The organism is Arthrobacter sp. Soil736 (assembly GCF_001428005.1).
Classification (GTDB): domain Bacteria; phylum Actinomycetota; class Actinomycetes; order Actinomycetales; family Micrococcaceae; genus Arthrobacter.
This window is the reverse complement of the sequence record NZ_LMSB01000034.1, coordinates 69,719-95,175: the sequence shown is the minus strand read 5'-3', so window position 1 is coordinate 95,175 and position 25,457 is coordinate 69,719. Positions and strand designations below refer to the sequence as shown.

Sequence of the window (25,457 nt, the reverse complement as noted above, 5' to 3'; positions counted from 1 at the left end):
CTACTCGCTCAGCTTGTACACGGTGGAATTGCCCACGGTCTGGGCATCGAAGTTGGCGGCCACCCACGTGGCTACCTCGGAGTTTCCTCCGCGGGGGCCACCGCCTCCCATGCCGCCTCCACCCATGCCGCCGCCGGAGATGAAGTAGCCGATCTCGCCGTTGGCCACCATCTCCTGGAACTGCGCCAGAGTGGGGTAGGGGTCGCCGCCGTTCCAGCCGCCCAGGGCTATCACGTTGGTTCCCGTGGCCAGTTCCAGGCTCGCGGCCTGGCTGGCACCCGAGACGATCCCGGACCATTTCGCCGTGCTGGACTTCAGCAGAGAGTTGAGCTCGGAGTCCGAGGCGGCGCCGCCGCCGGCCTGGCCGTCCGTGCCGTCTGCCCCGGGGGACCTGCCGCCGGTGCCGGCCCTCCCGGTCTGCCCGCCGGGCCCGCCCATGGCGGACGCTGTGGGGCCCGACGTCGGGATGGAACCGGAATGGGGCTGGGAGGCGGTGGCGAAGGTCCACGCCGTGCTGCCGAGCCCGCCGGCCAGCAGCGAAACCACCACCACGCCGGCCGCTGCCGCCCTCCGAAGCCGTGCCGGAACGGCGTGGTGGCTATCGAGCCGGAGCAGCAGCGCCGCCGCCGCGAGCACGCCCAGGACCACCACGGCAATCCTGATCCACGGCAGCCAGGAGGCGTCCCGGCCCAGGAGCACCGCGGACCAGACCGAGCCCGCCAGGACGGACGCGGCCAGCACGATCCGCGCGGGCCAGTACCCGCGCCCGCGCCACAGCTCGACGGAGCCGATGCCCGTCAGTGCGGCGATGGCGGGGGCCAGGGCAACGGCGTAGTAGGGGTGGACCGTGCCGCCCATGAAGCTGAGGATCCCCGCGGTGACCAGCAGCCAGCCGCCCCACAGCATCAGGGCTGCCCGGGTGCGTGATGTGCGGGCCTCGCGGCGGGTGAACCAGAGGCCGGCCGCGAGCAGGATCAGGGCCGAGGGAAGCAGCCAGGACACTTCGCCGCCAAAGCTGGCGCCGAACATCCTGGTGATCCCGGCCGCCCCGCCGAAGCCCACGTTGCCGCCCAGACCGCCGCCGGGGGCGCCACCCAAGCCGCCGCCCGGGGCGCCGCCGGGTGCGCCGCCGCCCGAGCCCGTGATGCGGCCCAGGCCGTTGTAGCCGAACGTAAGCTCCAGGAAGCTGTTGCCTTCCGAGCCGGCCATGTACGGACGCTCCGAGGCAGGGGTGAGCTGGAACAGGGCAATGTAGCTGCCTGCCACCAGCACAATCCCGCCGGCCGCTGCCAGCAGGTGCAGCATTCGCCGCCCCAGGGTGGTGGGCGCGGCCCAGAGGTAGGCGAGCGCAAGGCCCGGCACGATCAGGAAGCCCTGGAGCATCTTGGTCAGGAACGCCAGCCCGATCACGGCGCCGGCCGCGGCCAGCCATTTCCAGCCGGCCTTTTCGATGGCACGGGTGGTGAGGTAGGCGGCGAGCACCAGGCACAGCGTGAGCAGGGCATCAGGGTTGTTGAACCGGAACATCAGGGCGGCCACCGGAGTCAGCGCGAGCGCTGCGCCGGCAAGCAGCCCCGCGGCGGGCCCCGACACCCGCTTCACCGTCAGATACAGAAGCCCGACGGCGGCCACGCCCATGAGCGCCTGGGGCACCAGCATGCTGAGCAGCGAGAAGCCGAAGATCCGTCCCGCGAGGCCGGGAATCCACAGGGCAGCCGGGGGCTTGTCCACCGTGATCGCGTTGCCGGCGTCCAGGGAGCCGAACAGCAGTGCGGTCCAGTCCTTGGTGCCCGCCTGGACGGCCGCGGCATAGAAGGAGTTGGCGTATCCGGTGGCTTCGAGGTTCCACAGATACAGGATGGCCGAGAACGCCAGCAGCAGCGCGGCCGAAGGCCGGACCCAGCGCGGCTGGTTGCCTGTCAGCAGGGAGCGGAGGCGTGGCCCCAACCCCGGGGCACTTGGGGTGGCCGGCCCCGAACGATGTGGTCCGGAGCCCAAAATTCCGGTGCCCCTGCTTCCGATGTCCCTGCTTCCGGTGCCCCTGGTGCCGGTGTCCGTGGTGCCGGTGTGCTTGATGCCGTCCGCAGGGGCGGAGGCCGTCTGGCTGGTGGTCATTTACTTGGCCTCTTCTGTGCGGGGCTGGGATGTGCGCAGCCCGGATTCTGTGGTGGCGGCGGCAGGCGCCGGTTCTGGCGGCGACTGCCGCCGTCGGAATACCCACAGCCTGAACAGCAGGAACTTCACGGCGGTTGCCGCGAGGTTGGCCGCCGTGACGGTCACCAGCTCCAGCCAGCGGTCCGGCGTCGTGCTTTCGTGGACGAAGGCGAGCGCCCCGGAGGTGAGGGCCAGTCCGATCCCGAAGACCAGCAGCCCTTCAAAGTGGTGGCGGGCGACATCGCTGCTGCCGGCAATGCCGAACGTGAAGCGCCGGTTTGCCGCGGTGTTGGCCACGGCCGTGGTGAGCAAGGCCAGGAGGTTGGCGAGCTGCGGGTCCATCAGGTTGCGGCACAGGAAGAAGAGCACCAGATAGGCCAGGGTGGACGCCACGCCGATGGTCCCGAAGCGCACCAGCTGGCCGAACAGGCTGCCGCCCGGGCTCTGCTCCTGGCTGCGGGACGCCGCGGGCAGGGGGCCGCGGGCAAGGGCCGCCCGGAGCTCCGCCACGGGAATGCGCCCGGACACCATGTCCTTGCTGAGCCGGGCCATGCCGCGGACATCGGCGAGGGCCGTCTGGACAATGTCCACGCTGGAGTTGGGGTCGTCCGTCCAGTCCACCGGGACCTCGTGGACGCGAAGGCCGCACTTCTCGGCGAGGACCAGGAGCTCCGTGTCGAAGAACCACGCGTTGTCCACCGTGTGGGGGAGGATCTGCTGGGCGATGTCCGCGCGGATGGCCTTGAAGCCGCACTGGGCGTCGCTGAAGTGCGCGCCCATCAGGGACTGGAGCAGGAAGTTGTAGCTGCGGGAGATGAATTCGCGCTTGGGTCCGCGGACCACGCGGGAATTGCGGGTCAGCCGGGTGCCGATGGCGAGGTCGGAGTGGCCGGAGATCAGCGGCGCCAGGAGGGGGCCCAGGGCGGCCAGGTCGGTGGAGAGGTCCACGTCCATGTAGGCCAGGACGGGCGACGGCGAGGCCAGCCACACCTTCCGGAGGGCGTTGCCGCGGCCCTTTTCCTCGAGGTGCACGACGGAAACCTCGCGGAGCTCCCGGGCCACGCGCTCGGCGGCCTTGAGCGTGCCGTCCGTGCTCGCGTTGTCCGCCACGGTGATGCGGAAAGAGTGGGGGAAGGTGCCGCGGAGGTAGGCGTGCAGCCGGCGCAGGCACTCCTCCAGGTCACGTTCCTCGTTGTAGACCGGGATGGTCACATCGAGCACGGGGACAGCGGCGGCGGTGTCGATGGGTGAGCGCCGCGGGTGCCTCGTGAGCGTGCGGACCGGGCCGTGTCCGGACGCCAGAGCGGCGTGGAGCGGAGCATGCGGCTGGGGGTGCAGCGGAGGGTGCGGCTGGGATCCGGGGGCTTGGTCGGTGAGGCTCATGCATCAACAGTGGCGCCGCCCCATAAGAGGGTTTTAGGTCGAAGCTGTGCACGGGCTGTGCAACTCTCGGCCGCCCGCCAAAAGGGCCTGCATCGCCGGCCGGGTGCCGCATTTCTGCACCACTTTCCGGGCCGCCCGCCCCGCCAGGTACGCTGAAGGGCCCCGGATCACGTGGATCCGGGGCCCTTCGCACCCGTCAAAGCGGTGCAGAAATGCGCGCCGTCGGTTGCTTACTGCCGGGAATTTAGTACCAGTTGTTGGCGAGATGGAAGTTCAGCGCGCCGCAAGGGGAGCCGTAGCGTTCCTTGACGTAGTCCAGGCCCCAGTTGATCTGCGTCCGGTAGTTGGTGAGGTAGTCCGCCCCGGCGCTCGCCATCTTCTCGGCGGGCAGCGACTGCACTACGCCGTAGGCGCCGCTGCTCGCGTTGGTGGCGGTGGTGCGCCATTCGGACTCCTTGGTCCAAAGGGTCTGCAGGCACTGCATCTGGTCCGCGGCCCAGCCGTAGGAGGAGAGCTTGCCGGCTGCATAGGCCTGCGCGCCGGCGGGGTCGTTCACGGCGACGGCGGCTGCGGGCTTGGGAGCCGGAGCGGCCGGGGCAACCTTGGCGGCCGGGGCGGCAGGAGCCTTGGCCGGCGCGGGGGCTGCCTTGGGGGCGGCTGCCTTCGGAGCGGCCGTGGGCGCGGCCGGCTTGGCCGCTGACTGCGGAGCCAGCGCGGCCGCGGTCGGAGCCGGCAGGGCAGCGATGAGGGTCTTGTCGAAGTTGAGCGTCGGCGCCTGGGACGTCGTGGCTGACGCCGCTTCGGAGCCGGCCCGGGGTGCGGACTGCTCCGCTGCCTGGCCTGCGGCGCCGACGCCGATGAGCACCGCACAGGCGGTGGTCACTACGGCTGCGCGGCGGCCGAACGACGGGATGCCGGCCGTGAGCCGGCCCCAGGGGGTTGCCGGCGCTGCTGGCTCGGCGCGATGGCGGGAAAGTTTCTGCCGGGACTGCTTGGGGGCGCGTTCAGGGCGCGCTTTTACCTTGAATTCAGACATGGTGGATTGCCTCTCAACACCTGCGGAGTTAGCTGTCGGGTTCGGATGAGGTCATCCGGCCGCACGGAAATTCACGTGTCGGCTTCACCCCAAGGGCTGATGCGAAAAGCCCGGGACTCTGGTTCCCCCGCCTCTGCCTCGTCTTGCGGAATCCGGGAAGCGGCAGAGCTGGGCGTCCATCCGGAAGTGCGGCCCTAACGGGGGCAGCACCTCATCGACGGTACAGGAGGCAAACGCTTAAGTCACATTTAGGTAACGGAGGTCACGACGACGGCGCGTCGCCTTGCGCGGGCAGCCGGACGGCGAATTCGGTCCGGCCGGGCCGCGACGTTACCTCGACCGTGCCGCCGTGGGCTTGGACGATCGACTGCACAATGGAGAGCCCCAGGCCGCTGGTTCCCTCTGCCGAGGCGGCCCCTGCGGCACCCCGTCCCGAAGCTGCCGCCGGCGGGGTCTGTCCGCCGGAACCGGACGGCGAGAGGACCGCCTGCGCCGGGGTCGCACGTGCGGCGTCTGCGCGGGCGAAGCGTGCGAAGACCCGGTCCACGAACTCCGGAGGGATGCCCGCTCCGTCGTCCGTCACGGTGACCACGGCGCTGCCGTCGGCGGACCTCATCACGCCGGTCACCACAGTGGTTCCCGGTCCGGTGTGCTTGCGCGCGTTGGACAGCAGGTTGGCCAGCACCTGGTGCAACTGCGACGCGTCACCGCGGACCACCACCGGCTCCTCGGGAAGTTCGAGGTGCCAGATGCGGTCCGGCGCCATGACTTTTTCGTCGCTCACGGTCTCGATCACGAGCTGCGTGAGGTCCACGTCGCTGAGCTTGAGCGGCTGGCCCTCGTCCAGCCGGGCGAGCAGCAGGAGATCCTCCACCAGCGTTGTCATCCGCTCGGACTGGCTCTGGACGCGGGCCAGCGACCTTTGGCCGTCGGGCGTGAACTTCTCGGTCATGCGCATCAGCTCGGTGTACCCGCGGATGGCCGTGAGCGGGGTGCGGAGCTCGTGCGAGGCATCGGCCACGAACTGGCGGACCTTCATTTCGCTCTCCTGCCGCGCCTCCAGCGCATTGGACACGTTGTCCAGCATCTGGTTGAGGGCATGGCCCACGCTGCCCACTTCCGTTCCGGGATGGGCGTTCGACGGCGGGACGCGGACGGCGAGCGCCACCTCACCGGCGTCCAGCGGCAGGCGCGAAACCTGGGTGGCCACCTCCGAGAGCTGCTCCAGCGGCTTCATGGTGCGGCGGATGAGCACCGTCCCGGCGAGGCCGATCAGCACGATTCCGCCCAGCGACACAATGGTGACGGTCACAACAAGGGACGTCAGGGTGCTCTGCTTGTCGGCGAGGGGAAGCCCGGTCACCATGACGTCGCCGTAGGGTGTCTGGGCGGCAACCAGCCGGTAGGCCCCGGTGGACAGCGTGCGGTCGACGGGGACGCCGTCGCGGCGCAGGCCCAGGAGAACCTGGTCGTCTGCCGCCGAGAGTGTCCTGCGGGTGGCATCGGATGCCAGGAATCCTGCGCTGACCTGCCCGGCCTGGATCCTGGCCGCCAGGGTGCCCACGCGCTGACCCCGGCCTTCGAGGGGATCGGGCTTGCCCGTGCTGCCGGGCGGGGGACGGCCGAAGTCGCGGGCCCTGTCAGCGGCGCCGGTGAGTTGCTCGTCGAGCTGGCGGGTCAGGAATGCGTCCATGCTGGCGTAGCTGAACAGGCCGATCGCAGCGCAGATGGCCACGAGCAGCGCCATGGCCACGAGGACAAGTCGGGTGCGGAGATGCCAGGTGCCGGGCTTCAGCCAGCTGCGGCGCTGGATGCGGGTGGCTCCGGAAAGATTTGCCACGGACTAGTCTGCCGGTTTGATGACGTAGCCCGCGCCGCGGACCGTGTGGATCATCGGCGGGTGCACGGCATCCACCTTCTTGCGCAGGTACGAGATGTACAGCTCAACGATGTTGGCCTGGCCGCCGAAGTCGTAGTTCCACACGCGGTCCAGGATCTGGGCCTTGCTGACCACGCGCTTGGGGTTCTCCATGAGGTACCGCAGGAGCTCGAACTGGGTCGCGGTGAGCTGCAGTTCATCCCCGGCCCGGGTGACTTCGCGGGTGTCCAGGTTCAGGACCAGGTCTCCCACCACCAGTTCGGCGGAATCCATCGCGGCCACGCCCGAGCGCTGCACCAGCCGGTGCAGGCGCAGCAGGACCTCCTCCATGCTGAAGGGTTTGGTCACGTAGTCGTCCCCGCCGGCGGCGAGGCCCACGATGCGGTCCTGCACGGCGTCTTTGGCCGTCAGGAACAGCGCCGGAACCTCCGGCGCGAAGGCGCGGATTCGGCCGAGCAGCTCAACGCCGTCGAAACCGGGGAGCATCACGTCCAGCACGAGGACGTCGGGGCGGAATTCCTTGGCGAGCTTGACGGCTTCCGGGCCGTCAGCGGCCACGGCAACGGACCAGCCTGCCATGCGCAGGCCCATGCTCATCAGTTCGGACAGGCTGGGTTCGTCGTCAACCACCAGGGCGCGGATGGGTGAGCCGTCCGGGTGGGTGAGCTGGGGAAGGTTGTTGGTCATGGAGTGCGAAGTGGCCATGGGACAACTCTCCGTTCTGGGGTTTAGCCGGCGCTTTGGTGTTCCTGTGCGCCTGCTGTGAATCCCAGCCTAGCGAGCTGGAAGACGCGGCGTCGGGATTTCTCGGGTCACAGGCATGGCTCTTGCCCTGCACAGGCCAGTCACAGGAAGGGTTCCCAATCTGGAATGGACACATTCCGCACGCCTGAAGGAGATCACAAATGAGCGGACAGCAGCACCCACCTGTTCCGGAAACCACGCCCCTGCCTCCGGCTGCCCGGTTGCAGGCGGGCGATCACCAAGGAGCGGCCCAGGGCGAACCGCAGGGCGAAGCCCGGCGTGAGGCCCAGCCTGAGGCCCGGGCGCTTGAGCCGGCAACGGCAGCCCTTCCCGAGACCGCACCGGGCTGGGGCTCCGGGTGGGGCGCTCCGCCGTCGGCTCCTTCAGCCCCAGACTGGTCAGGTACGTCTTCAAGCACCGCCGTGTACGAACGGCCGGCCGAACAGCCCGCCGAACAGACGGCCGGCGGGGGAGCGGGCTGGGGCTCCGGGTGGGGCGCGCCGCCCCCGGCCGGAATCGCGGACGGTGCGGCGGCCAACGCGAAACCGTGGACCATGAAGCGCGGACTCGTGGTTGCCGGTGCGGCCACCGTTCTGGCGGCCGGGGCGGGTGTTGGCGTCTACAACCTGGGCAGTAACGCGGCGGCGGCCGACGGAACCGCAGCATCCGGTGGCGCGGGCCAGGGCGGCCTGGCGCAGGGAGGAATGCCGCAGGGCGGAATGACCCAGGACGGCGGCGGGGCGCTAGGCGGACCGGGCGGCACCCAGGGCGGCTTTGCCAACGGAACGGTGCCGGGCCAGGGCGGCGACTTCGCGCCCGGCGGGCTGGGCGGCATGGGCAGCGGGATTTCGTCGGCCGTCCACTCCGAGTACGTCGTCGAGGAGGATGGCCAGTACGTCACCAAAGTTGCGCAACTGGGCACCGTCGCGGACGTCTCCTCCGGCTCCGTCACGGTCAAGAGCGCGGACGGATTCACCCGGACCTACACGCTTGGCGACGCCACCGCCGTGAGTAATCAGCAACTAAGGCGCCAGCAGTCATCTGCGAGCGGGTTGACCGTGGCGGACATCGCCGCCGGGGCCACCGTGAGGATCGTGGCAGGCAAGGACGGTTCGGCCTTCGCCGCCGAATCCGTGCAGCTGATTGCCGCCCTCCAGACGGGCCAGACCGGGCAGACGGGCCAGACCAGCTAAGGGGGCGCGCCAGCCGAGGCGCCGGCCCCTATCCTGATCCTTGTCCTGATCCCGGACGAGGCCCTGCGTCCAGGTCCGCCGGCCTGGGCGCGGCCTGGACCGCACGCAGCCGTTTGACCAGTGCCGGCGCGCGTGCTTGGCCCAAAATCTTCTGTCCGCATGGCGTCATAGCTGGACAACCGGGGATTTGCCGGGCCGGAATTCCCGCATATGAAATGTCGCTGAATATTTGATGAAAAAGAGGGGTTTGGGCGAATTTCGTTCGAAGAATGGTGCTTTCCGACCGACCGGTCTGGAAAAAGATCGGGAAAAATTAGACCTTGTAGAATTGTGATTTGACCCACAAACACGCGTTTCGTCTCACGATGCGGACGGTGCGGTCCATTGTTACTTGCAAGTTTTCATTGTTACGTTGCACACTTTCAAGTGTGAACAAGAACTCAACAGCACCTGCAGCCGCAGAATATTGGCCCAGCACACCCGCTGCTGCCGACATGCGCTGTTGTCGAATGCACGCCTAACTTTCTACCCCACAAAGTTTTTAGGCATTCGCCCCCAGCCCAGCGTCGGGCGCCCCTCCCCAGAACTTCATTGCGGGGAAACCAAGCATTCGAGCCGCGATGACGGCCATTCACATTGAGGTAAGCATTCATGTCAGTTGCATCTGGATACGTCCACATCTCCGTCCGTAACGCCAACAAGACAGGCCAGACGTCGGGCCTCCGCCAGGGATTCGGTACCCGTCCGGCCTTCCCGCCGGCGGGCCAGGGAAACAGCTTTCCCGCCCCCGGCTATGCACCCCAGGGCTACAACCCCAATTCTTACGGCCAGCTGCGTGCCGTGCCTGCTGAGGAAGCGGCGCCGCTGACCGCGCCGACGCCCGTCGTCGCCCCGGCCGCCGGCGCCTCCGTCCGTCCCGTGCCCAACGACAACGTGGCCCGCGGATTCGTCCTCTACATGGGGATCGACGAGGAAACCGCGGCTGCCGCCGGCACCTCCATCGCCAAGCTCGCCCAGGAGATCCGGGCATACGCCCAGTCGCTCGTTTCCGGCGCTGAAAGCTATGCCGCCGTCGCCGTGGCGCCCGCCAGCGCGCCCGGTTCCGCACTCGACGTCGTCCGTTCCACGTTCGGTGACCCCACCGTCAACACCCGGCAGCGCACCGAGGCCGCGCGCCTGCAGCCGGCACAGGACCCCCGTCCGTCCGGCGTGCTGATCGACCTCGCCCGCCGCGAAGTCCACCTCGACGGCGAGTCCCTGAACCTGACGTTCAAGGAGTTCGAGCTCCTCAACTACCTCGTCGAGAACGGCACCCGCACCGTGGGCCGTGATGAACTGCTCGAGGGCCTGTGGCGGAATGCCGAAGAGGTGCCGAACGAGCGCACCATCGACGTCCACATCCGCCGCCTCCGCTCCAAGCTGGGCCGCCTCGCTAACACCGTGCGCACTGTGCGCGGCCAGGGCTACCGGTTCTACGAGCACCCCGAGGTAGTTGTCTGGGCCGCGCCGGAATACTCGATCTAGCCTTTTCCTTAAGCGCCAAAGCGTCCGTTCCCAACTGGGGACGGGCGCTTTCGCGTCGCCGGGCGCGCTTCAGCCGCATTTTGCCGTGCCTTAGACACCTCCTTCGTTCCTCAGTCGGCGATGCGGCACTACGCAAAATGCCGCCTTCGCGCTTCCCAGCCGATGATCCAGCGCCCGCGCGGGGAAGGTCGCTCGTGGGCTTCCGGGTCCTTGGTCGAGGGCCTCCGCGGCGGGTTTGTTGGGGCTCTGTTGACTTTTCTTGCCCCGGCGTAGGCTCGGATCGTTGATTCGACTAGCAGGAGGAGCCATGACTGTCGCACGCATCACCACGCTGAGCGCCAACTCCAAAACCTCTTTTGACGACGCCATCAAAGAGGGCATTACCCGGGCCAACAAGACCCTGCGCGGCGTTTCCGGTGCCTGGGTCAAGGAACAGAAAGTCGAAATCGCCGACGGCAACGTCGTCGCCTGGCATGTTGTGCTGGAGGTGACCTTCGTCCTGGAGGACTGACCCGCCCTGCCTTTCCCTGACTTGCCCCTGACTTGCCCGCACCGCCTGGCCTCACCTGCCCAACTGGGTCGCAGGTCGCGTCGTTCTCCAGCCTGAAAGGGACACGTGCTGCTACCTGGTTGGGTAGTAGGGTGAGTCCATGAGCGCGCACCACAAGAGGCGTCTGGTGATCATGCGCCACGCCAAGTCCGACTGGCCCGGAGGCGTGGCGGACCATGACCGTCCCTTGGAAGAGCGCGGCCACCGTGAGGCGCCGTTGGCGGGAAAATGGCTGCTCAAACACAACATCGTGCCGGACTTCATCCTCTGCTCGAGCGCCCTGCGGACCCGGCAGACCTGCACCTGGGTGTGCAGCGAGCTCGGCGACAAAGCGCCGACGCCGAAGCTTGAGGACGGGCTGTACGCCACCTCCGCGTTGCGCATGCTCGCGGTGATCAACCACGTTCCGGATACCGTCACCACTCTCATGGTGATCTCCCACATGCCCGGAGTGCAGGACCTGGCCATGCACCTGGCGTCACGCGATTCCAAACACGACGCCTACATGGACGCGGCAACCCGGTTTCCCACCAGCGGGCTGACCGTCCTCGAGACGGAGAAATCCTGGGCGGAGCTCGACGGGCAGGACGCACGGATCACGCATTTCAAGGTCCCCCGCGCCCACTAACGCGAACACCGCCGGTATCGCCCGACCGCACCCGAGTACCCTTGATCTCAGCGTCGTCTAGTGGGGAAGGGCCCGCCATGCTGATTTCTGTTTTGAACCGGTGGCGGGGGTGCGCCCGGCGGTTCGCCGCCGTCGTCGTCGTACTGATGCTCTTCGCGGCCGGTGCTCCGGCCGCCAACGCCGCTCCCTCCGGAGAGCAGCTGTCCACACGCGTGGTGACCGACGCGAGCAACCCTTGGGTGCTGGTCAACAAGTCCCGGCCGTTGAACCCCGCGCAGTTCGTCCCGCAGGACCTTGTCTCGTGGGGCGGGACCGGCCACCTGCTGCGCGCCCAGGTCTCGGGCGCGATGAGCCAGCTCTTCGCCGGGGCGCGTGCTGCCGGACACGCCCTGGAGGTTGTGAGCGCTTACAGGTCCTATGCCTCCCAGAGCGCTCTCTACAGCTCCTACGTCCAGATGTACGGCCAGGCGTATGCGGACCAGATCTCGGCGCGGCCCGGCTACAGCGAGCACCAGACAGGGCTCGCCGCTGACATCGGCAATGTGGGCGGCGGCTGCGGGCTGACCGCCTGCTTCGGGACCACCCCGGGCGGGCGCTGGGTGGCTGCGAACGCGCACCGCTACGGGTTCATCGTGAGGTACCCCGAGGGCTACACGCACATCACCGGCTACGCCTATGAGCCCTGGCATCTGCGGTTCGTCGGGGTCCAGCTGGCCACGGACATGAAGATCCGCGCCATCCCCACCATGGAGCAGTACTTCGCGGCCCGCCCGTCCATCAAGAGCGGCGCCGATGTCCTCGCCGCAGATTCCGCCGGCATCCTGTGGAACTATCCGGCCAACCGCGCAGGCGGCTTCGGCGCCCGGGAACGGATCGGAGCCGGCTGGGCCGGGCTGAAAGCCGGCTTCGTAGCCGACTGGAACGCTGACGGGGTCAACGACATCATCGCCCAATGGAAGGGCGGAACCCTCACGGTTTATCGCGGCAAGCTCTCCGGCGGCTTCCTCAGCCCCATAACGGCCGGCACGGCGGGCTGGCAGTCCATGGATATCACCGTGGGCAAGTGGCACAACGGCCACCGGTTCCCCGGCGTCGTGGGGACGGCTGCGGACGGTGCCATGTACTTCTACCCGAATGCCGCCGGCGGTGCCCTTGGTGCCGGGCAGCAGATCGGGCACGGGTTCGGGGGACTGAAGCTGGCCATGGCCGATTTCGACAACGACCGGCGTCAGGACCTGCTGGTCACCACCGCGGCCGGGGACCTCATGCTGTACAGGTCCGACGGCGCCGGCAGGTTCGCGTGGGAAGCGCGCCCGAAGGTGGGGAACGGCTGGGGCGCCGTCGCCCAGTCCCATGCCTCGTTCGGATTCCAGGGCCCGGGAACGCGCGGCCTCACGGCCAAGGCCGCTGACGGCCGGCTGATCTACTACAGCCTGGGCAGCGGCCGGTTCACCGGAAGCCGACAGGTGGGCAACGGATGGCAGGCGTTCGGCGTCTTCCGGTGACCGGGTTTTCAGAGAGGGTTCAGCGGCCGCTCAGCGGCGGGTAGTTCTGCCGGCAGCTGTCCCTGAAGCGGATGGCCCGGAGCCGGATGTCCGCGGGGCGGCCGTCCGCTGAGCCGGCTGGCGCGGTGCCGCCTGGCGCGCCGCGGTCCGTTGAGCCGGCTGGCGGGGTGCGGCCTGGCGCGGCGTGGGCGGGCGCGGCGCAGGCGTTCGCGGCGCAGGCGTGCGCTGCCCGGGCTGGCGCTGGGCTGCCGTGCGCTGGGCGGTCTGCCGCGTGCCTGCAGCGCGCTTCGCTGCCGGCCGGCGCGTGGACGCGCGGGCCGGAGCCGGTCGCCCGGCCGGGGCCCTGGGCCGGGTCCGCCGGCGCCTGCCGGACGGCCAGACGGCCGCGGCGAAGAGCACCAGCAGGGTCAGCGAACCCGAGGCGGCCGCCAGATAAAAGTAGATGTCCGAGTCCTTGGTGGTCACGGCCTCCCCGAGCGCCCCGGGGTCCTGGTTGAACGCCAGGCCCCACATGCGCAGGAAGGCTATGCTGCAGCCGATGAACAGGCTGGTCCCCACGCCGCCGGCCAGGAGCGCCAGATAGCGCCGACGGGCAAATGCTTCGGCCACTGACGCCACGTATCCCACGGCCACGGCGCCCAGGAAGGCGAAAAGCGCAGCCTCCTCAAGGGTGAACGCCGTCAGCACCAGCGTGCCGAGCGCGGCGAAAAAAGCGCCGACCGCTGTCTTCCCGCTGTTACCCATGTGGCCCATGGGACTAATCATCCCTGAGGATCAGGCTGCTTCTGCACGTAGCCACGCATGATGGCCATGATGGCGGCAACGCTTTGGTCACGGGTCCGCTCCGGGTTGTACGTCTGGCGGTCGAGTCCCACCACAAAACAGGCGCCGAATATCGCCGTTTCCAGGCTTCCCCGGGAGATCGAGGCGTCCACGGGATACTCCGCGGCCACCCTTTCAATCGCCGAGCCGATCACTCCGAGCAGCCGCGCGCGCAGCTCCGCGAACGTGTCCTGCCATTCGCTGGGAGTGCGCCAGTTCTCGCTCACCCACAGCCGGGCGAAGGACGGATATTCCGCCATGAAGTCCATGGCCTGCCCGATCATGGCGTCCATCCCGGCGAGGGCGTCCGCCGATTCGTCCTGCACGCTGAGAAGCCTGGCTTCGAGGATGTCCACGCCGTGCCGCAGGAGCTGGGCGATCAGATCGGACTTGCTGCCGAAGTTGTAGTAGACCGTTCCCTTGGAAACGCCTGCCGCCGCAGCGATCTCGTCCACTGTCACCCCTGCCGCGCCGCGTTCGCCGATCAGCTCCATGGAGGCCTCGAAGAGCTTCTGCTTGGTGGCGTTCGTCCGGGCAGGACGGAGTTTCTTGGGCTGAACGGCCGCCTGGCCGGCCTCCGACGAGCTCATACGGCGATCTCCGGTTTCAGGGTTTTGAGGGTCCAGAACTTGTGCTTGCGGACGGCCAGCGTTGAGAGCACCACCCCCAGCAAAGTGTAGCCAAGCAGTCCCGCCACGGTGGACGGAATCATCGAGAGGTCCGCGCCGTAGATCAGGTGCCGCATGCCGTTGACCACGTAACCCATGGGCAGGATCTGATGCACCACATGCAGCGGCTGCGGCGTGGTCTGCCACGGGAAGGTTCCGCCGGAGGAGACAAGCTGCAGCACGAGGAGAATGAGCACCACCAGCTTCCCGGGAGAACCCAGCAGTGCCACCACGCCCTGGATGATGGCACTGAAGGCCGCCGCCGCGGCAAGCAGGAACAGCCACATGAGCACCGGATGGGCAGGATTCAGCCCCAGCGCGACATTCACCACAACGGTGAGCAGGCTGGCCTGCACGGCGGACACGGCAAGGAACGGAAGCCAGCCTCCGACGGCGATCTTCCAGGCGGGGGCGTTGGAGGCGAGGGCGCGCTGAGTGACGGGGCGCATGGCCTGGATCAGCATGAACACGCCGATCCACAATGCCAGGGTCAGGAAGAAGGGCGCCAGTCCGGCGCCGTAGGAACCAGCCTTGGCCTGCGATACGTTGCTGACGGCCACGGGGTCGGACATCACTCCGGAGAGGTTGTTTTTCTGCGCTTCATCCGGGTTCGGTACCTTGCCGGCACCCTTCGACAGCTCCGTGGCCAGCGTCCGGGAACCGTCGGCGGCGGTGCCTGCACCGGTCTCCAGCTGGGCTGCGCCGTTGTCAAGCTTACGGGCCCCCTCGGACAGCGCGGCCGCACCGTCCACGGCCGTCTGCTGTCCGGCTGCCAGGGTTGTGGCGCCGGCGGCGAGCCGGTCCGCGCCGCTCGAGGCGGTCGAGATGGCGCCGGACAGCGCGGGCGTTGCTGCGGCGAGCCTGGCCGCCCCGGCGCTCACGGCGGCGGAGCCGTCGGCGAGCTGCTGGATCTGTGCGGCGTCGGCCTGGATTTTCGTCCTCGCGTCGGTGGCCGGGCCCGAGGCGGCGGCGGTGTCGAATTCCGCCAGGACTTTGGCTGCCTGTTCCTGGGTGAGGACCCCGGCGGCGACCAGCCGGGCGTTGGACTCCTGGACCCGTGTCCGGAGGCCGGTGTCTGCGGCCTGCAGCTGCCCGACGACGTCCTGGACTCTGGTGTTCAGTGCCGCGTTTCCGGCGGCGACCTGGGCCGCGCCGTCGGAGAGTCTCTGCGAATCGGCGGGAAGCCCGGCAGTCTTGTCCTTGAGCTGTGCCAGCCCGCCGCTCAGCTGGCCGGCTCCGGAAGCCAGCTGCGCGGCGCCGTCGCGAAGTTTGACCTCGCCGTTGTACAGTTCCGCCGCGCCTGCCTCGAGCTGGCCGGTGCCCTGGTGCAGACTTGCGGCGCCGTCGCGGAGCCGGGCGACACCGTCCGCCAGGGTTTCCGCGCCGTCGGCCGCCTTGGCCATTTGTGTGTGGATGGTGCCGAAGCCCGTCAGGAGCTGGTTCGCTGTTTCCGCGCCGACCTCCTTGGCGACTGAGGCATGCACGGCGGTGGTGAGCTTGTCCACGATGGTGCTGAGCAGGTAGTTGTTGGCGTCGTTGGTGGTGACGTTGAGCATGGCCTGGCTGGCCGAATCGAAACTTCCCGGGGAGGCCAGGTTGCTGGAAAAGTCGCGGGGGATTTTGAGCGCAAAGGCGTACTTTCCGTCGCTGACGCCCTGGTCGGCTTCGGCTGCGGACTGGACGGGCTGCCAGTTGAACACGTGCCCTTCAACCAGGCTCTCGGCCACCTTCTGCCCGGCCTGCAGGCGGACGCCGTCGCTGGTGGCGGCGCCGGTGTCCTCCATCACGAGCGCGGCGTCAATCCGGTTCAGGTTGCCATACGGATTCCAGTTGGCGTACAGGTACACTGCGCCGTAAAGCAGGGGCACCATGGTCAGCGCCAAGATGGTCAGCTTGGGCAGCAGGCCGCCGGTCATCCGCTTGAGTTCGGAACGGGCAAGCCGCAGCACAGTCACTTTGCGTCCTCGTTTTCGGGTTGTTCTTCGATGACGGCGGCCGGGCCGGTCCAGCCGGGCGGGAGGGCAGTCACGGTGGCGACGACGGCGAGTGGCCGGCCGCCGTCGTACGCCAGTTCCTGGAGCCGCGGCAGCCAGTCCGCCGGATCGGCGCTGTGCCTGTCGGGGGAGTCCAGGACAAGGAGGTCGGTGCGCGGGTTGGCGAGCGCCAGGGCTGTCAGGAGCTCGGTGCGGCGCCGCGGCGGGAGCTGCTCAGCCCACATCCCGGCGATGTCCTCGAACCGGTTGACCTTCAGCCAGGGCTTGCTGAGGAGGGCGCCGCGGTACCGGCGCGGAATGAGGGACAAGTCCTCCGTCACCAGGTCGCGGACACTCAGGTGCTGTTCGGGTTCGTTGACGCCGGGGGAGTCCACCAGCGCGCCGGCGGTGCGGAGCTGCTTGATTTTGGCCTGCCCGTCCCAGCTGATGGTGCCGCCGCCGGGCTTCATCCGGCCGCTGATGGCCAGGGCCAGCGCGGTCCGCTGGTCCTGGCGGTCGGCCGTGACCAGCAGCAGTTCGCCGCGGGATGCCTGCAGTGACGTGGGCGGGAGGAGATCGTCCCGCCTGCCGTTCACGCGAAGCTGTTGTACGGAGAGCAAAGGGAGCCTTTCGCAGATGTCGTCTGCATCAAGGCTAACTAAACTGACCGGTCAGTTCAAATAGATTCGTGCCACTGTGACCCATCAGTCATGCGCGAACGGACACTTGAGGCCCCAAAATCGCCGGGATTTGGGGCCGCAAGTGTCCGTTCGCGCTCTGGTTTTCCCAGGGGTCAGAGGCCGTACTTCTCCAGGAGCCGGAGCCAGACTTCGCTGACGGTGGGGTAGGAGGGGACGGCGTGCCAGAGCCGGTCGAGCGGTACCCCGCCGACGACGGCGATTGTCGCCGCGTGCAGCAGCTCGGCGACGTCGGGGCCGGCGAAGGTCGCACCCAGCAGGACCTTGCGGTCCTCATCGATCACGAGCTGCGCCCAGCCCTCGTAGTTCCTAGCGTGCAGGGACGAACCGGCCACGGCGATGGGCAGCTCCACGGACGACACGTTGTAGCCGTCCTTTCGGGCCTGCTCCACGGACCGGCCGACATTCGCCAGCTCCGGATCCGTGAACACCACATTGGGAACCGCGTGCTTGTTTGCGGTCTGCGCACAGCGGCTCCAGTCTGCGGGCGCCCCCTTCAGCTCGCCTTTGGCGCGGTCCGCGATGGCTGCGCCGGTGGCGCGGGCCTCGTACTTGCCCTGGTGGGTCAGCAGGGCATTGCCGGCCGCGTCCCCCACGGCATACAGCCACGGACCGTCGTCACTGCCGGCGGCGCCGTGCACCAGGCCGGTGGAGTCCGTGCTCAGCGTCGGGGCCGTTCCCGTGCCGGCAGCGAGCCCCACGCTTTCCAGCCCGAGCCCCTCGAGGGCGGGATGCCTCCCCGTCGAAACCAGCAGCTTGTCCACCGAAACGGTGTCGCCGCCGTCGAACGTCAGGGTCAGGGCGCCGTCTCCGTCTTTGCGGACGCTTTGCGTCTTGGTATTCAGGCGGATTTCCACTCCGTCGGCGCGGAGCCCGGCGGCAACGAGCTTCGCAGCCTCCGCGGGAAAGTTTCGCAGCAGGCCGCTGCGCGCCACAAGGGTCACGGCCGACCCGAGGCGGGCAAAGGCCTGGGCGAGCTCCGTGCCGGCGACGCCCCCGCCAAGGACGGCCAGCCGTTCCGGAACCTCCTTGGCCGACGTCGCCTCGCGGGTTCCCCAGTAGGGAACCTCGGAAAGTCCGTCGATGGGCGGCAGGTTGGGCGTGGAACCGTTCGCCAGGACGACGGCGTGACGCGCAGTGAGCACGTATGACTTGCCGTCGAGGCCGGCGACTTCCGCGGCCCGGGGCGCGGTGATCCGGCCCTGCCCGCGGATCAGCTCAATGCCGGCCTCCTCCACCCACTTCACCTGGCTGTCGTCCTGCCACTTCGAGGTGAAGGCGTCGCGGCTCGCGAGGACGGCCGCGACGTCAAGGGTCCGGGTGACCGCCTCGCGGGCTCCGGGGACAGCCTGTGCACCGTGGAGCGCGGTGCCGGGCCGGAGCAGGGCCTTTGACGGCATGCAGGCCCAGTAAGAGCATTCGCCGCCCACCAGTTCAGCCTCCACCAGCACCGCGGTGAGGCCACCCTGCACCACGCGGTCTGCGACGTTTTCGCCTGCAGCGCCGGCGCCGATCACAATGACATCGAATTCCCGTTCAACAACATGTGGCGTCATGGCAACAGCCTACGCCGGGGCCCTGCATCGTTTATTGGGCGCGCGGCGCGGACGCGCGGCAGGCGCGGCGTGGGGCTGGCGGCCGGCGCACGCCGCCGGCACCGGCGCCACCGATGCAGCCGGGGTCCGCACCAATGCCAGGGTCCGTAACAATGCACCGTCCCGCTCAGGGGACATGGGACATCCGCTACGGTGTGGGGAAGTACCGTCACGAAGGAGTTCCGATGCCGTCCCCGAATATCGTTCCGCCGGCCAGGTTCAGCGCCCAGGCCCGCCTTCGTGCCCTGCAGTCGGACATCATGGACCTCATCCTGGACCGCGAACTCGAAGCCGGCGATGCGCTGCCCACGGAGAACGAGCTATGCATCGCCCTTGGGGTGGGCCGGAACACGCTGCGGGAATCGCTCAAGGTCCTGCAGGCCCTGGGCGTCATTGAGATCCGCCACGGCTTCGGAATGTTCGTGGCGCCCAGCAATTTTGAAGCCTTGGCGGACGGCCTGATTTTCCGCGCCAGGCTGTCCCTGCGGCACCACGGGCTTGAGGCGCTGCAGCTCGTGGACGTGCGCCAGGCGCTGGAGTCAGGCCTCATCGGCAGCTCGATGGACCTGATCACAGCCGAGCAGCTGGCCGGCATCGAGGAATCGGTGGTCCGGATGGAGGAGCTGGCGGCGGCGGGCGAGTCCTTCGTCGACGCCGACTCCGACTTCCACAGCAGGCTCTTTGAACCCCTGAACAACGAGCTCCTGCTCAACCTGCTGGGTGTCTTCTGGAAGGTTTACCGCAAAATCCATACCGAGATCGGGGCGGGCGCCGAGGACCTGGCTGCCGTGGCCGCGCTGCACCGGAACGTCTACGCGGCCGTGGCGGCCGGTGACAAGGCGCGTGCCGCCCGGGAGCTGACCCGCCACTTCGACGGCATCCGCCGCCGGATTTCCGACGCCGTCACCGAGTGACGCCGTCGCCGGGTGTCGCCCGCACCGGCAGTGACGCCGTCACCGAGTGACGCCCGCCCGCGGTAGGGGCTCCCGAGCACAGCCGACGCACGCGCGTCACGGCTGACCCAGACCCGGGCTTAAAGCAGAAGATCCGCACCGGATATCCGGTGCGGATCTTCTCTCTGTGCGCCCAAAGGGATTCGAACCCCTGACCTTCTGTTCCGTAGACAGACGCTCTATCCAGCTGAGCTATGGGCGCATCTTCCGGTTCCTGCCGAACTCTTCGCTCGCCCCGAACCTCGAATAACTTTACGCGAGGTCCGCCCCAGTTCCAAATCGAGAACTGTGTAATCTCCGCTACTAGACCGGTCTATGTGACCTTCGTCACTAATTTCAAGATTTCTAGATCTCGGATCCTTGAGTTTCCGCGGAATTTGCCCGCCGAGGGGGCGGACATCCGATGTCTGACTACGAATTGGGCTACGTGATCACAAATAGCATTTAGCACACACCACTGACCCCGACGAAGGGAACCACAATGGGCCATCTGGCGCGACTGCCGCTGCTTGAGAAAGCACCCACCACACATGCCGGACTCCTGGCGTGGGTTGAAGAGGTCGCTGGGCTGACCCAGCCGGACCGGATTCACTGGGTTGACGGCTCCGAGGAAGAAAACACCCGCCTGACCGACGAACTGGTCGCCGCGGGCACGCTGAAGCGGCTGAACCCGGAGCTGTTCCCCAACTCCTTCGCCGCGTTCTCAGACCCCGCCGACGTGGCCCGCGTGGAAGAGCAGACGTTCATCTGCTCCGAAAACGAGCACGACGCCGGCTTCACCAACAACTGGATGGCTCCGGCTGAGATGAAGGAGAAGCTGCACGGGCTGTTCTCCGGCTCCATGCGCGGCCGCACCATGTACGTCATCCCGTTCGTCATGGGCCACCTAGATGCCGAGGATCCCAAGTTCGGCGTCGAGATCACCGACAGCGCCTACGTTGTTGCATCCATGCGCATCATGGCCCGCATCGGCACGGACGTCCTGAACCGGATCACCGAGACGAACGCCTTCTTTGTCCCGGCGCTGCACTCCCTCGGCGCTCCGCTGGAGCCCGGCCAGGCTGACGTTTCCTGGCCGTGCAACCCGGACAAGTGGATCGTCCACTTCCCCGAGGAACGGTCCATCTGGTCCTTCGGCTCGGGCTACGGCGGAAACGCCCTGCTCGGCAAGAAGTGCTACGCCCTGCGCATCGCCTCCGTCATGGCGCATGATGAGGGCTGGCTGGCCGAGCACATGCTGATCCTCAAGCTGACCTCGCCGGAAAAGAAGACCTACTACGTTTCCGCTGCGTTCCCGTCCGCCTGCGGCAAGACCAACCTTGCCCTGCTGGACCCCACCATCGAAGGCTGGAAGGTGGAGACCCTCGGGGACGACATCACCTGGATGCGCTTCGGCAAGGAAGGCGAACTCCGCGCCGTCAACCCGGAAGCGGGCCTGTTCGGCGTCGCTCCCGGCACCGGCTGGGGCACCAACCCGAACGCGATGCGCGCCATCGCCAAGGGCAACAGCATCTTCACCAACGTCGCAATCACGGACGACGGCGGCGTGTGGTGGGAGGGCATGACTGAGGAAGTGCCCGCCCACCTCACCGACTGGCAGGGCAACTCCTGGACGCCCGGCCCCGACAAGCCGGCGGCCCACCCGAACTCCCGCTTCTGCACGCCGATCGACCAGATCGACATGCTGGCCGAGGAATACCACAGCCCGAATGGCGTAGAGCTGTCAGCGATCCTGTTTGGCGGCCGCCGCAAGACCACCATCCCGCTGGTCACCCAGGCGCGTGACTGGTCCAACGGCATCTTCATGGGCTCGACGCTGTCCTCGGAGACCACCGCCGCCGCCGCCGGTGCCGTTGGCGTCGTGCGCCGCGACCCGATGGCCATGCTCCCGTTCATCGGCTACGACGCAGGCGACTACCTGAACCACTGGGTGAACCTGTCCGCCAAGGCCAACCCGGAGCGTCTGCCCAAGATCTTCCTGGTGAACTGGTTCCGCCGCACCGCCGAGGGCGGCTTCGCCTGGCCGGGCTTCGGGGACAACGCACGCGTCCTCAAGTGGGCCATCGAACGCCTCGAAGGCAAGGCCGACGCCGTGGAGACGCCCATCGGCTTCGTGCCGACCGGCGACTCCATCGACCTGACCGGCCTGGACATGACCCCCGCCGAGGTGGAAGCGGCTGTGCGCGTCGACCCCGATGAGTGGAAGACCGAGCTCGCTTCGATCGAGGAATGGTTCGCCAACTTCGGCAGCTCGCTGCCCGCGGCGCTCCAAAGCGAGCTTGACGGGCTGAAAGCCCGCCTGGCCTAGACCGCCTGCAATTCAGTACGACGGCGGCCCCGCACCTTTTCGCTGGAAGGTGCGGGGCCGCCGTCGTACTTAACGCGAACGGACACTTAAGCCCCGGGGCCTAAGTGTCCGTTCGCGCTTCTGCGGTTATGAGGCGAGCCAGATGTCCGGGCCGAAGACCTCGTAGTGGATCCGGGTCGCCGGAATGCCGGCGTCGATGGCCTCGCTGCGGATTTTCCGCATGAACGGCAGCGGGCCGCACAGGTACAGCGATGCGTCGGCCGGCACGTCCACTTCGCGCAGCGACATGAAACCGGCCCTGGATCCGGACTGCGGCTCCTCGAGCCAGAGCTGAAGGTCTGCGCCGTCAAGGCGCTCCACATCCTCGGTCATCTGCCCGCGCAGGGCCCAGCTGTCGAGGGTGCTTTCCGCGTGCAGCACCAGCACCTGCCGCCCGGTCTCTGCCTCCGCGAGCGAACGCAGGATGGAGGCCGTGGGAGTGCAGCCGATGCCGGCGGATGCGAGGACCACGGGGCCGTCCCCGTCCTTGAGCGTGATTTCGCCGTACGGGTTGGAGATTTCCAGGATGTCTCCAACACCGACGCCGGCGTGCAGCACCGGGGACACCTCGCCGCCGTCGTCCAGCTTTGTGGTGAAGGTGCGGGCCGTGCCCGCGTCGTCGGACAGTGAGTACTGGCGGACCTGGCGAAGGCCGTCCGGCAGCTGGACCTTCACGCTGACATACTGGCCCGGAAGCGCGGGAGTGATGGGAGTGTCGTCCGCCGGTTCAAGCGTGAAGGTGATGGCACCGGTTCCGGCCGGCGTCTTGGCGGCCACCTTCCATGGCGTCCACATCTTGCTGTTTGCCTGAGCCGCGTAGAGTCCCTTTTCCAGTTTGATCAGCGCGTCCGCCATGAGCCAGTAGACCTCGGTCCAGGCCTCGGCGATTTCGGGGGTGATGACCCCGGCCAGGTCCTCCGCGATGGCAGCGAACAGGTGCTCGTAGACCACCTGGTACTGCGGTTCGGTGATGCCCAGCGAGGCGTGCTTGTGCGCAATCCTGGACAGCACGGCCTCCGGAAGCGTGCCCGGGTTGTTGACCAAGTGGGTCGCGAAGGCGGCGATGCTGCCGGCCAGCGCCTGCTGCTGGTTGCCGGAGCGCTGGTTGGAGCGGCTGAACAGGCCGTCCAGGAGTTCGGGGTGGGCGGCGAAAAGCCGGGCATAGAACTTGGGCGTGATTTCGCCGATCCGGGAACCGACCAGCGGAAGCGTGGCCTCGATGACAGGGCGGGCTTTGTCCGAGAGCATGTGTACTCCTGAGGTTGTGGCCCGGGGCCTTCGTCCGGACCGGATGCGGATACTAGCATTTGATATGCCAATTTCCTTACCCAATTTCTACACCCTGTAGAAATGATTCACCAAATCGGCGAGGGGCGGAGCCGGGTCAGATTCCGTGGCGCAGGCGGATCGCCTGGAAAACGGGCGCCATCTGGCGGGAACCGGGCAGCTCGGCCACCACGACCTCATCCAGTTCCCGGTAGAAGGCTTCCCGGGCGCGGGCCAGTGCGCCCCGAAGACGGCATTCGTTGATCAGCGGGCAATCGCCGCTCGGGGAGACGCAATCCGCGGCGTCAGACCGGGTGTCGAGCTGCCGCAGGACCTTGCCCACGGTGATGACCCGGCCGGCTGCGTTGAGCCTGGATCCGCCGTTGCGCCCGCGCTCAACGTCGATCAGACCGAGCAGGCGCAGCTTGGCCATGGCCTTGCTGACGTGGTTGTAGGGAGTGCCGACGGCGTCCGCCACGCTCTGCGTGGTGAGCAGATCGCCGTCCGGCGCTGCAGCCAGCACCATGAGGGCGCGCAGGCTGACGTCCGCGAAGGCGTTGATTTTCATGTCACTAGCTTAATAACACACGCCAAGGAGACGGGACCACCCGGTCTAGTCCACCCAGATGGCTGGCTCGTTGGTGTCCGCGGCCAGTTCCCCGAAGTCCCATTCACGCGTGGCCGTGTTCGCCGCGTACGGAAGGACTGCCGCGAACACGGCTCCGTCGCGGTGCTCAGTGGCCACGTGGATGGCGTCCGAGCCTTCCTCGACCAGGGTGATGTCGCAGACTATCGCCGCTGCCCGGAAGTCTTCCCGGTTCTGGCGCAGCAGCTCGGTGAGGTCGCCGATCATCTCATCGGCGTCGAACTCGTCATCCGACCCTGGGTCCGCATCAGCCGGCGAGACGGCCACAAGCCGGACCTCGCCGTCGTTCTCCACCACCAGCGCGAACGGCAGGAAGCCGCCGTTGCGCTCAAGCTGCTCCTGCGCAGCGCCCATGCCGGTGCCAAGGAGGTTCTCCAGGTCCGTGGCGGCGGATTCCGGCACGGACGTGCGCCACGACGACTCTGCCGGCGATGCAGGGGACTCTGCCATTTCCGCGGTCCTAGCGGCGGACCAGCGCCAGCACGCGGTCGCGCACGCGTTCCATGGTGGCCTGGTCCGTGGCCTCAGCGTTCAGGCGCAGGAACGGTTCGGTGTTGGAGGGGCGCAGGTTGAACCAGTAGCTTCCGTCCGCGGCCGTGAAGGTGCTGCCGTCCAGGTGGTCGACGTCAACGTCGTCGTTCGCAAAATCGGCGCGGACCCGCTCCACGGCGCCGGCCTTGTCCTCGATCTCGGAGTTGATTTCGCCGGAGGAGATGTACGGCTCGTACTCGCGGCCGAGCTCCGAGAGCGGGCCGTCCTGTTCGCCCAGGGCGGCCAGCACGTGCATGGCCGCGAGCATTCCGGTGTCCGCGTTCCAGAAGTCCCGGAAGTAGAAGTGGGCGGAGTGCTCGCCGCCGAAGACGGCGCCTTCCTTGGCCATGACGGCCTTGATGAAGGAGTGGCCCACGCGGGTGCGGACGGCGCGGCCGCCGTCCTGGGCGACGAGTTCGGGCACTGCCCGGGACGTCAGCAGGTTGTGGATGATGGTGGGCGTCTGCTCGCCCTGCGCCTTGGCGCGTGCGATCTCGCGGCGGGCCACCATGCCGGTGATGGCCGACGGCGACACGGCGTCGCCGTTTTCGTCGATAACAAAGCAGCGGTCGGCGTCGCCGTCGAAGGCCAGCCCGATGTCAGCCGCGTGTTTGACGACGGCGGCCTGGAGGTCGCGCAGGTTCTCCGGCTCCAGGGGGTTGGCCGGGTGGTTCGGGAAGGAGCCGTCCAGCTCGAAGTACAGCGGAATGATGTCAAAGGGAAGCTCCGGCAGCAGGGCGTCGCCGAGCACCGCGGGCGTGGTGAGTCCGGCCATGCCGTTGCCGGCATCCACCACCACTTTCAGGGGGCGGGAACCGGAGAGGTCCACGAGCTTGCGCAGGTATTCGGCGTAGCCCTTCAGGACGTCCTGGACGCCGATCTGGCCGCGGGTTTCCGCGACGGGGATGCTGCCCGTGTTCAGGTACTGCTCGGCGAGGGCCTGGATTTCCTTGAGCCCCGTTTCCGAGGAGATGGGGACGGCTCCGGCCTTGGCCATCTTGATGCCGTTGTATTCCGCGGGGTTGTGGCTTGCCGTGAACGTGGCTCCGGCGGCGTTCAGGGCGCCGCACGCGTAGTACAGCTCGTCCGTGGAGATCAGGTCCAGCAGCTGGACGTTGGCTCCGCGCGTGGCGGCGCCGTTGGCAAAGGCCTTGCTGAACTCGGGGGAGGAGGGCCGCATGTCGCCTCCGACCAGGACGGTCTGGCCTTCCAGCCCCAGCACGTCGACGAAGGCGGCCCCGACCGCTTCGACGATTTCAGCGGTGATGGAGTCGCCCACGATGCCGCGGACGTCATACGCCTTGAATGAGGCTGAAAGGTCAAAAGTACGGGTCTGGTCGCTAGTCACGGGATTTATCTTAC

The 25,457-nt window shown here is 67.9% G+C and carries 21 protein-coding genes, 1 tRNA gene and 1 riboswitch; of the genes, 7 read left to right on the top strand and 15 right to left on the bottom strand.

Features of this window, described 5'->3' with window-relative positions; translation table 11 throughout:
* The 5 genes from ASG92_RS17425 to ASG92_RS17405 all read right to left on the bottom strand — a co-directional run bounded on the left by ASG92_RS17425 (position 1) and on the right by ASG92_RS17405 (position 7,157).
* The gene (locus ASG92_RS17425; protein WP_240987183.1) at positions 1-2,115 is read right to left on the bottom strand and encodes a glycosyltransferase family 39 protein; all 2,115 of its coding nucleotides are present in this window, start codon (positions 2,113-2,115) and stop codon (positions 1-3) included.
* Positions 2,116-3,537: a bifunctional glycosyltransferase family 2/GtrA family protein gene (locus ASG92_RS17420; RefSeq protein WP_056630953.1), complete on the bottom strand. Its 1,422-nt coding sequence runs from the start codon at positions 3,535-3,537 to the stop codon at positions 2,116-2,118.
* A 244-nt stretch (positions 3,538-3,781) separates the two neighbouring features.
* Entirely contained in the window at positions 3,782-4,573 is a 792-nt protein-coding gene (locus tag ASG92_RS17415; RefSeq protein WP_056630950.1) for a hypothetical protein, read from the bottom strand.
* Positions 4,574-4,578: 5 nt separating this feature from the next.
* A riboswitch (cyclic di-AMP (ydaO/yuaA leader) is annotated at positions 4,579-4,741 on the bottom strand.
* 94 nt (positions 4,742-4,835) lie between these two features.
* Positions 4,836-6,413 (bottom strand): HAMP domain-containing sensor histidine kinase, encoded by a 1,578-nt coding sequence (locus ASG92_RS17410; RefSeq protein ID WP_056630947.1) that lies wholly within the window; start codon positions 6,411-6,413, stop codon positions 4,836-4,838.
* A 3-nt stretch (positions 6,414-6,416) separates the two neighbouring features.
* The gene (locus tag ASG92_RS17405) at positions 6,417-7,157 is read right to left on the bottom strand and encodes a response regulator transcription factor (protein WP_056630944.1); all 741 of its coding nucleotides are present in this window, start codon (positions 7,155-7,157) and stop codon (positions 6,417-6,419) included.
* 200 nt (positions 7,158-7,357) lie between these two features.
* Here ASG92_RS17405 and ASG92_RS30330 point away from each other — a divergent pair, with 200 nt between their 5' ends.
* The 5 genes from ASG92_RS30330 (at position 7,358) to ASG92_RS17380 (ending at position 12,596) form a co-directional block, all read left to right on the top strand.
* Positions 7,358-8,389: a hypothetical protein gene (locus ASG92_RS30330; RefSeq protein WP_200952008.1), complete on the top strand. Its 1,032-nt coding sequence runs from the start codon at positions 7,358-7,360 to the stop codon at positions 8,387-8,389.
* A gap of 651 nt (positions 8,390-9,040) precedes the next feature.
* Positions 9,041-9,913 (top strand): winged helix-turn-helix domain-containing protein, encoded by an 873-nt coding sequence (locus ASG92_RS17395; protein WP_056630940.1) that lies wholly within the window; start codon positions 9,041-9,043, stop codon positions 9,911-9,913.
* Positions 9,914-10,220: 307 nt separating this feature from the next.
* Positions 10,221-10,424 carry a dodecin family protein gene (locus ASG92_RS17390; RefSeq protein WP_056630937.1) on the top strand — a complete coding sequence of 68 codons (204 nt, stop codon included), beginning with the start codon at positions 10,221-10,223 and terminating at the stop codon, positions 10,422-10,424.
* Between the two features lie 139 nt (positions 10,425-10,563).
* A complete protein-coding gene (locus ASG92_RS17385; protein ID WP_056630935.1) occupies positions 10,564-11,091 on the top strand; it encodes a histidine phosphatase family protein in 528 nt (175 codons plus the stop codon).
* 77 nt (positions 11,092-11,168) lie between these two features.
* Entirely contained in the window at positions 11,169-12,596 is a 1,428-nt protein-coding gene (locus tag ASG92_RS17380; RefSeq protein ID WP_056630933.1) for a M15 family metallopeptidase, read from the top strand.
* A 30-nt stretch (positions 12,597-12,626) separates the two neighbouring features.
* Here the strand turns inward: ASG92_RS17380 and ASG92_RS17375 are convergent, their stop codons facing one another.
* The 5 genes from ASG92_RS17375 to ASG92_RS17355 all read right to left on the bottom strand — a co-directional run bounded on the left by ASG92_RS17375 (position 12,627) and on the right by ASG92_RS17355 (position 18,313).
* Positions 12,627-13,340, bottom strand: coding sequence for a hypothetical protein (locus ASG92_RS17375; RefSeq protein WP_240987181.1), 714 nt, complete (start codon positions 13,338-13,340; stop codon positions 12,627-12,629).
* Positions 13,341-13,357: 17 nt separating this feature from the next.
* Positions 13,358-14,008: a TetR/AcrR family transcriptional regulator gene (locus ASG92_RS17370; protein ID WP_056630928.1), complete on the bottom strand. Its 651-nt coding sequence runs from the start codon at positions 14,006-14,008 to the stop codon at positions 13,358-13,360.
* Positions 14,005-16,041, bottom strand: coding sequence for a YhgE/Pip family protein (locus ASG92_RS17365; protein WP_056630925.1), 2,037 nt, complete (start codon positions 16,039-16,041; stop codon positions 14,005-14,007). Before ASG92_RS17365 ends, ASG92_RS17370 begins: the two co-directional genes overlap by 4 nt.
* Positions 16,038-16,679 carry a hypothetical protein gene (locus ASG92_RS17360; RefSeq protein WP_056630922.1) on the bottom strand — a complete coding sequence of 214 codons (642 nt, stop codon included), beginning with the start codon at positions 16,677-16,679 and terminating at the stop codon, positions 16,038-16,040. The genes ASG92_RS17365 and ASG92_RS17360 overlap by 4 nt, the downstream gene beginning before the upstream one ends.
* A gap of 173 nt (positions 16,680-16,852) precedes the next feature.
* The gene (locus tag ASG92_RS17355; protein WP_056630919.1) at positions 16,853-18,313 is read right to left on the bottom strand and encodes an NAD(P)/FAD-dependent oxidoreductase; all 1,461 of its coding nucleotides are present in this window, start codon (positions 18,311-18,313) and stop codon (positions 16,853-16,855) included.
* Positions 18,314-18,537: 224 nt separating this feature from the next.
* Here ASG92_RS17355 and ASG92_RS17350 point away from each other — a divergent pair, with 224 nt between their 5' ends.
* Positions 18,538-19,266 carry an FCD domain-containing protein gene (locus tag ASG92_RS17350; RefSeq protein ID WP_056630915.1) on the top strand — a complete coding sequence of 243 codons (729 nt, stop codon included), beginning with the start codon at positions 18,538-18,540 and terminating at the stop codon, positions 19,264-19,266.
* A gap of 167 nt (positions 19,267-19,433) precedes the next feature.
* On the opposite strand, the gene ASG92_RS17345 is transcribed toward ASG92_RS17350, so the two are convergent.
* Positions 19,434-19,507: transfer RNA gene (locus tag ASG92_RS17345), tRNA-Arg, on the bottom strand.
* 279 nt (positions 19,508-19,786) lie between these two features.
* Between ASG92_RS17345 and ASG92_RS17340 the strand changes: the two genes are divergently transcribed.
* A complete protein-coding gene (locus tag ASG92_RS17340; RefSeq protein WP_056630913.1) occupies positions 19,787-21,613 on the top strand; it encodes a phosphoenolpyruvate carboxykinase (GTP) in 1,827 nt (608 codons plus the stop codon).
* 126 nt (positions 21,614-21,739) lie between these two features.
* Here the strand turns inward: ASG92_RS17340 and ASG92_RS17335 are convergent, their stop codons facing one another.
* The 4 genes from ASG92_RS17335 to ASG92_RS17320 all read right to left on the bottom strand — a co-directional run bounded on the left by ASG92_RS17335 (position 21,740) and on the right by ASG92_RS17320 (position 25,443).
* The gene (locus ASG92_RS17335; RefSeq protein WP_056630910.1) at positions 21,740-22,900 is read right to left on the bottom strand and encodes a globin domain-containing protein; all 1,161 of its coding nucleotides are present in this window, start codon (positions 22,898-22,900) and stop codon (positions 21,740-21,742) included.
* Between the two features lie 136 nt (positions 22,901-23,036).
* Complete coding sequence (locus ASG92_RS17330; protein ID WP_056630908.1) at positions 23,037-23,486, bottom strand: Rrf2 family transcriptional regulator; 450 nt, start codon at positions 23,484-23,486, stop codon at positions 23,037-23,039.
* Between the two features lie 45 nt (positions 23,487-23,531).
* Positions 23,532-24,014, bottom strand: a complete 483-nt coding sequence (locus ASG92_RS17325) for a hypothetical protein (protein WP_056630906.1) — start codon at positions 24,012-24,014, stop codon at positions 23,532-23,534.
* Between the two features lie 10 nt (positions 24,015-24,024).
* Positions 24,025-25,443 carry a phosphomannomutase/phosphoglucomutase gene (locus tag ASG92_RS17320; protein WP_056630903.1) on the bottom strand — a complete coding sequence of 473 codons (1,419 nt, stop codon included), beginning with the start codon at positions 25,441-25,443 and terminating at the stop codon, positions 24,025-24,027.
* Positions 25,444-25,457: the final 14 nt, after the last annotated feature.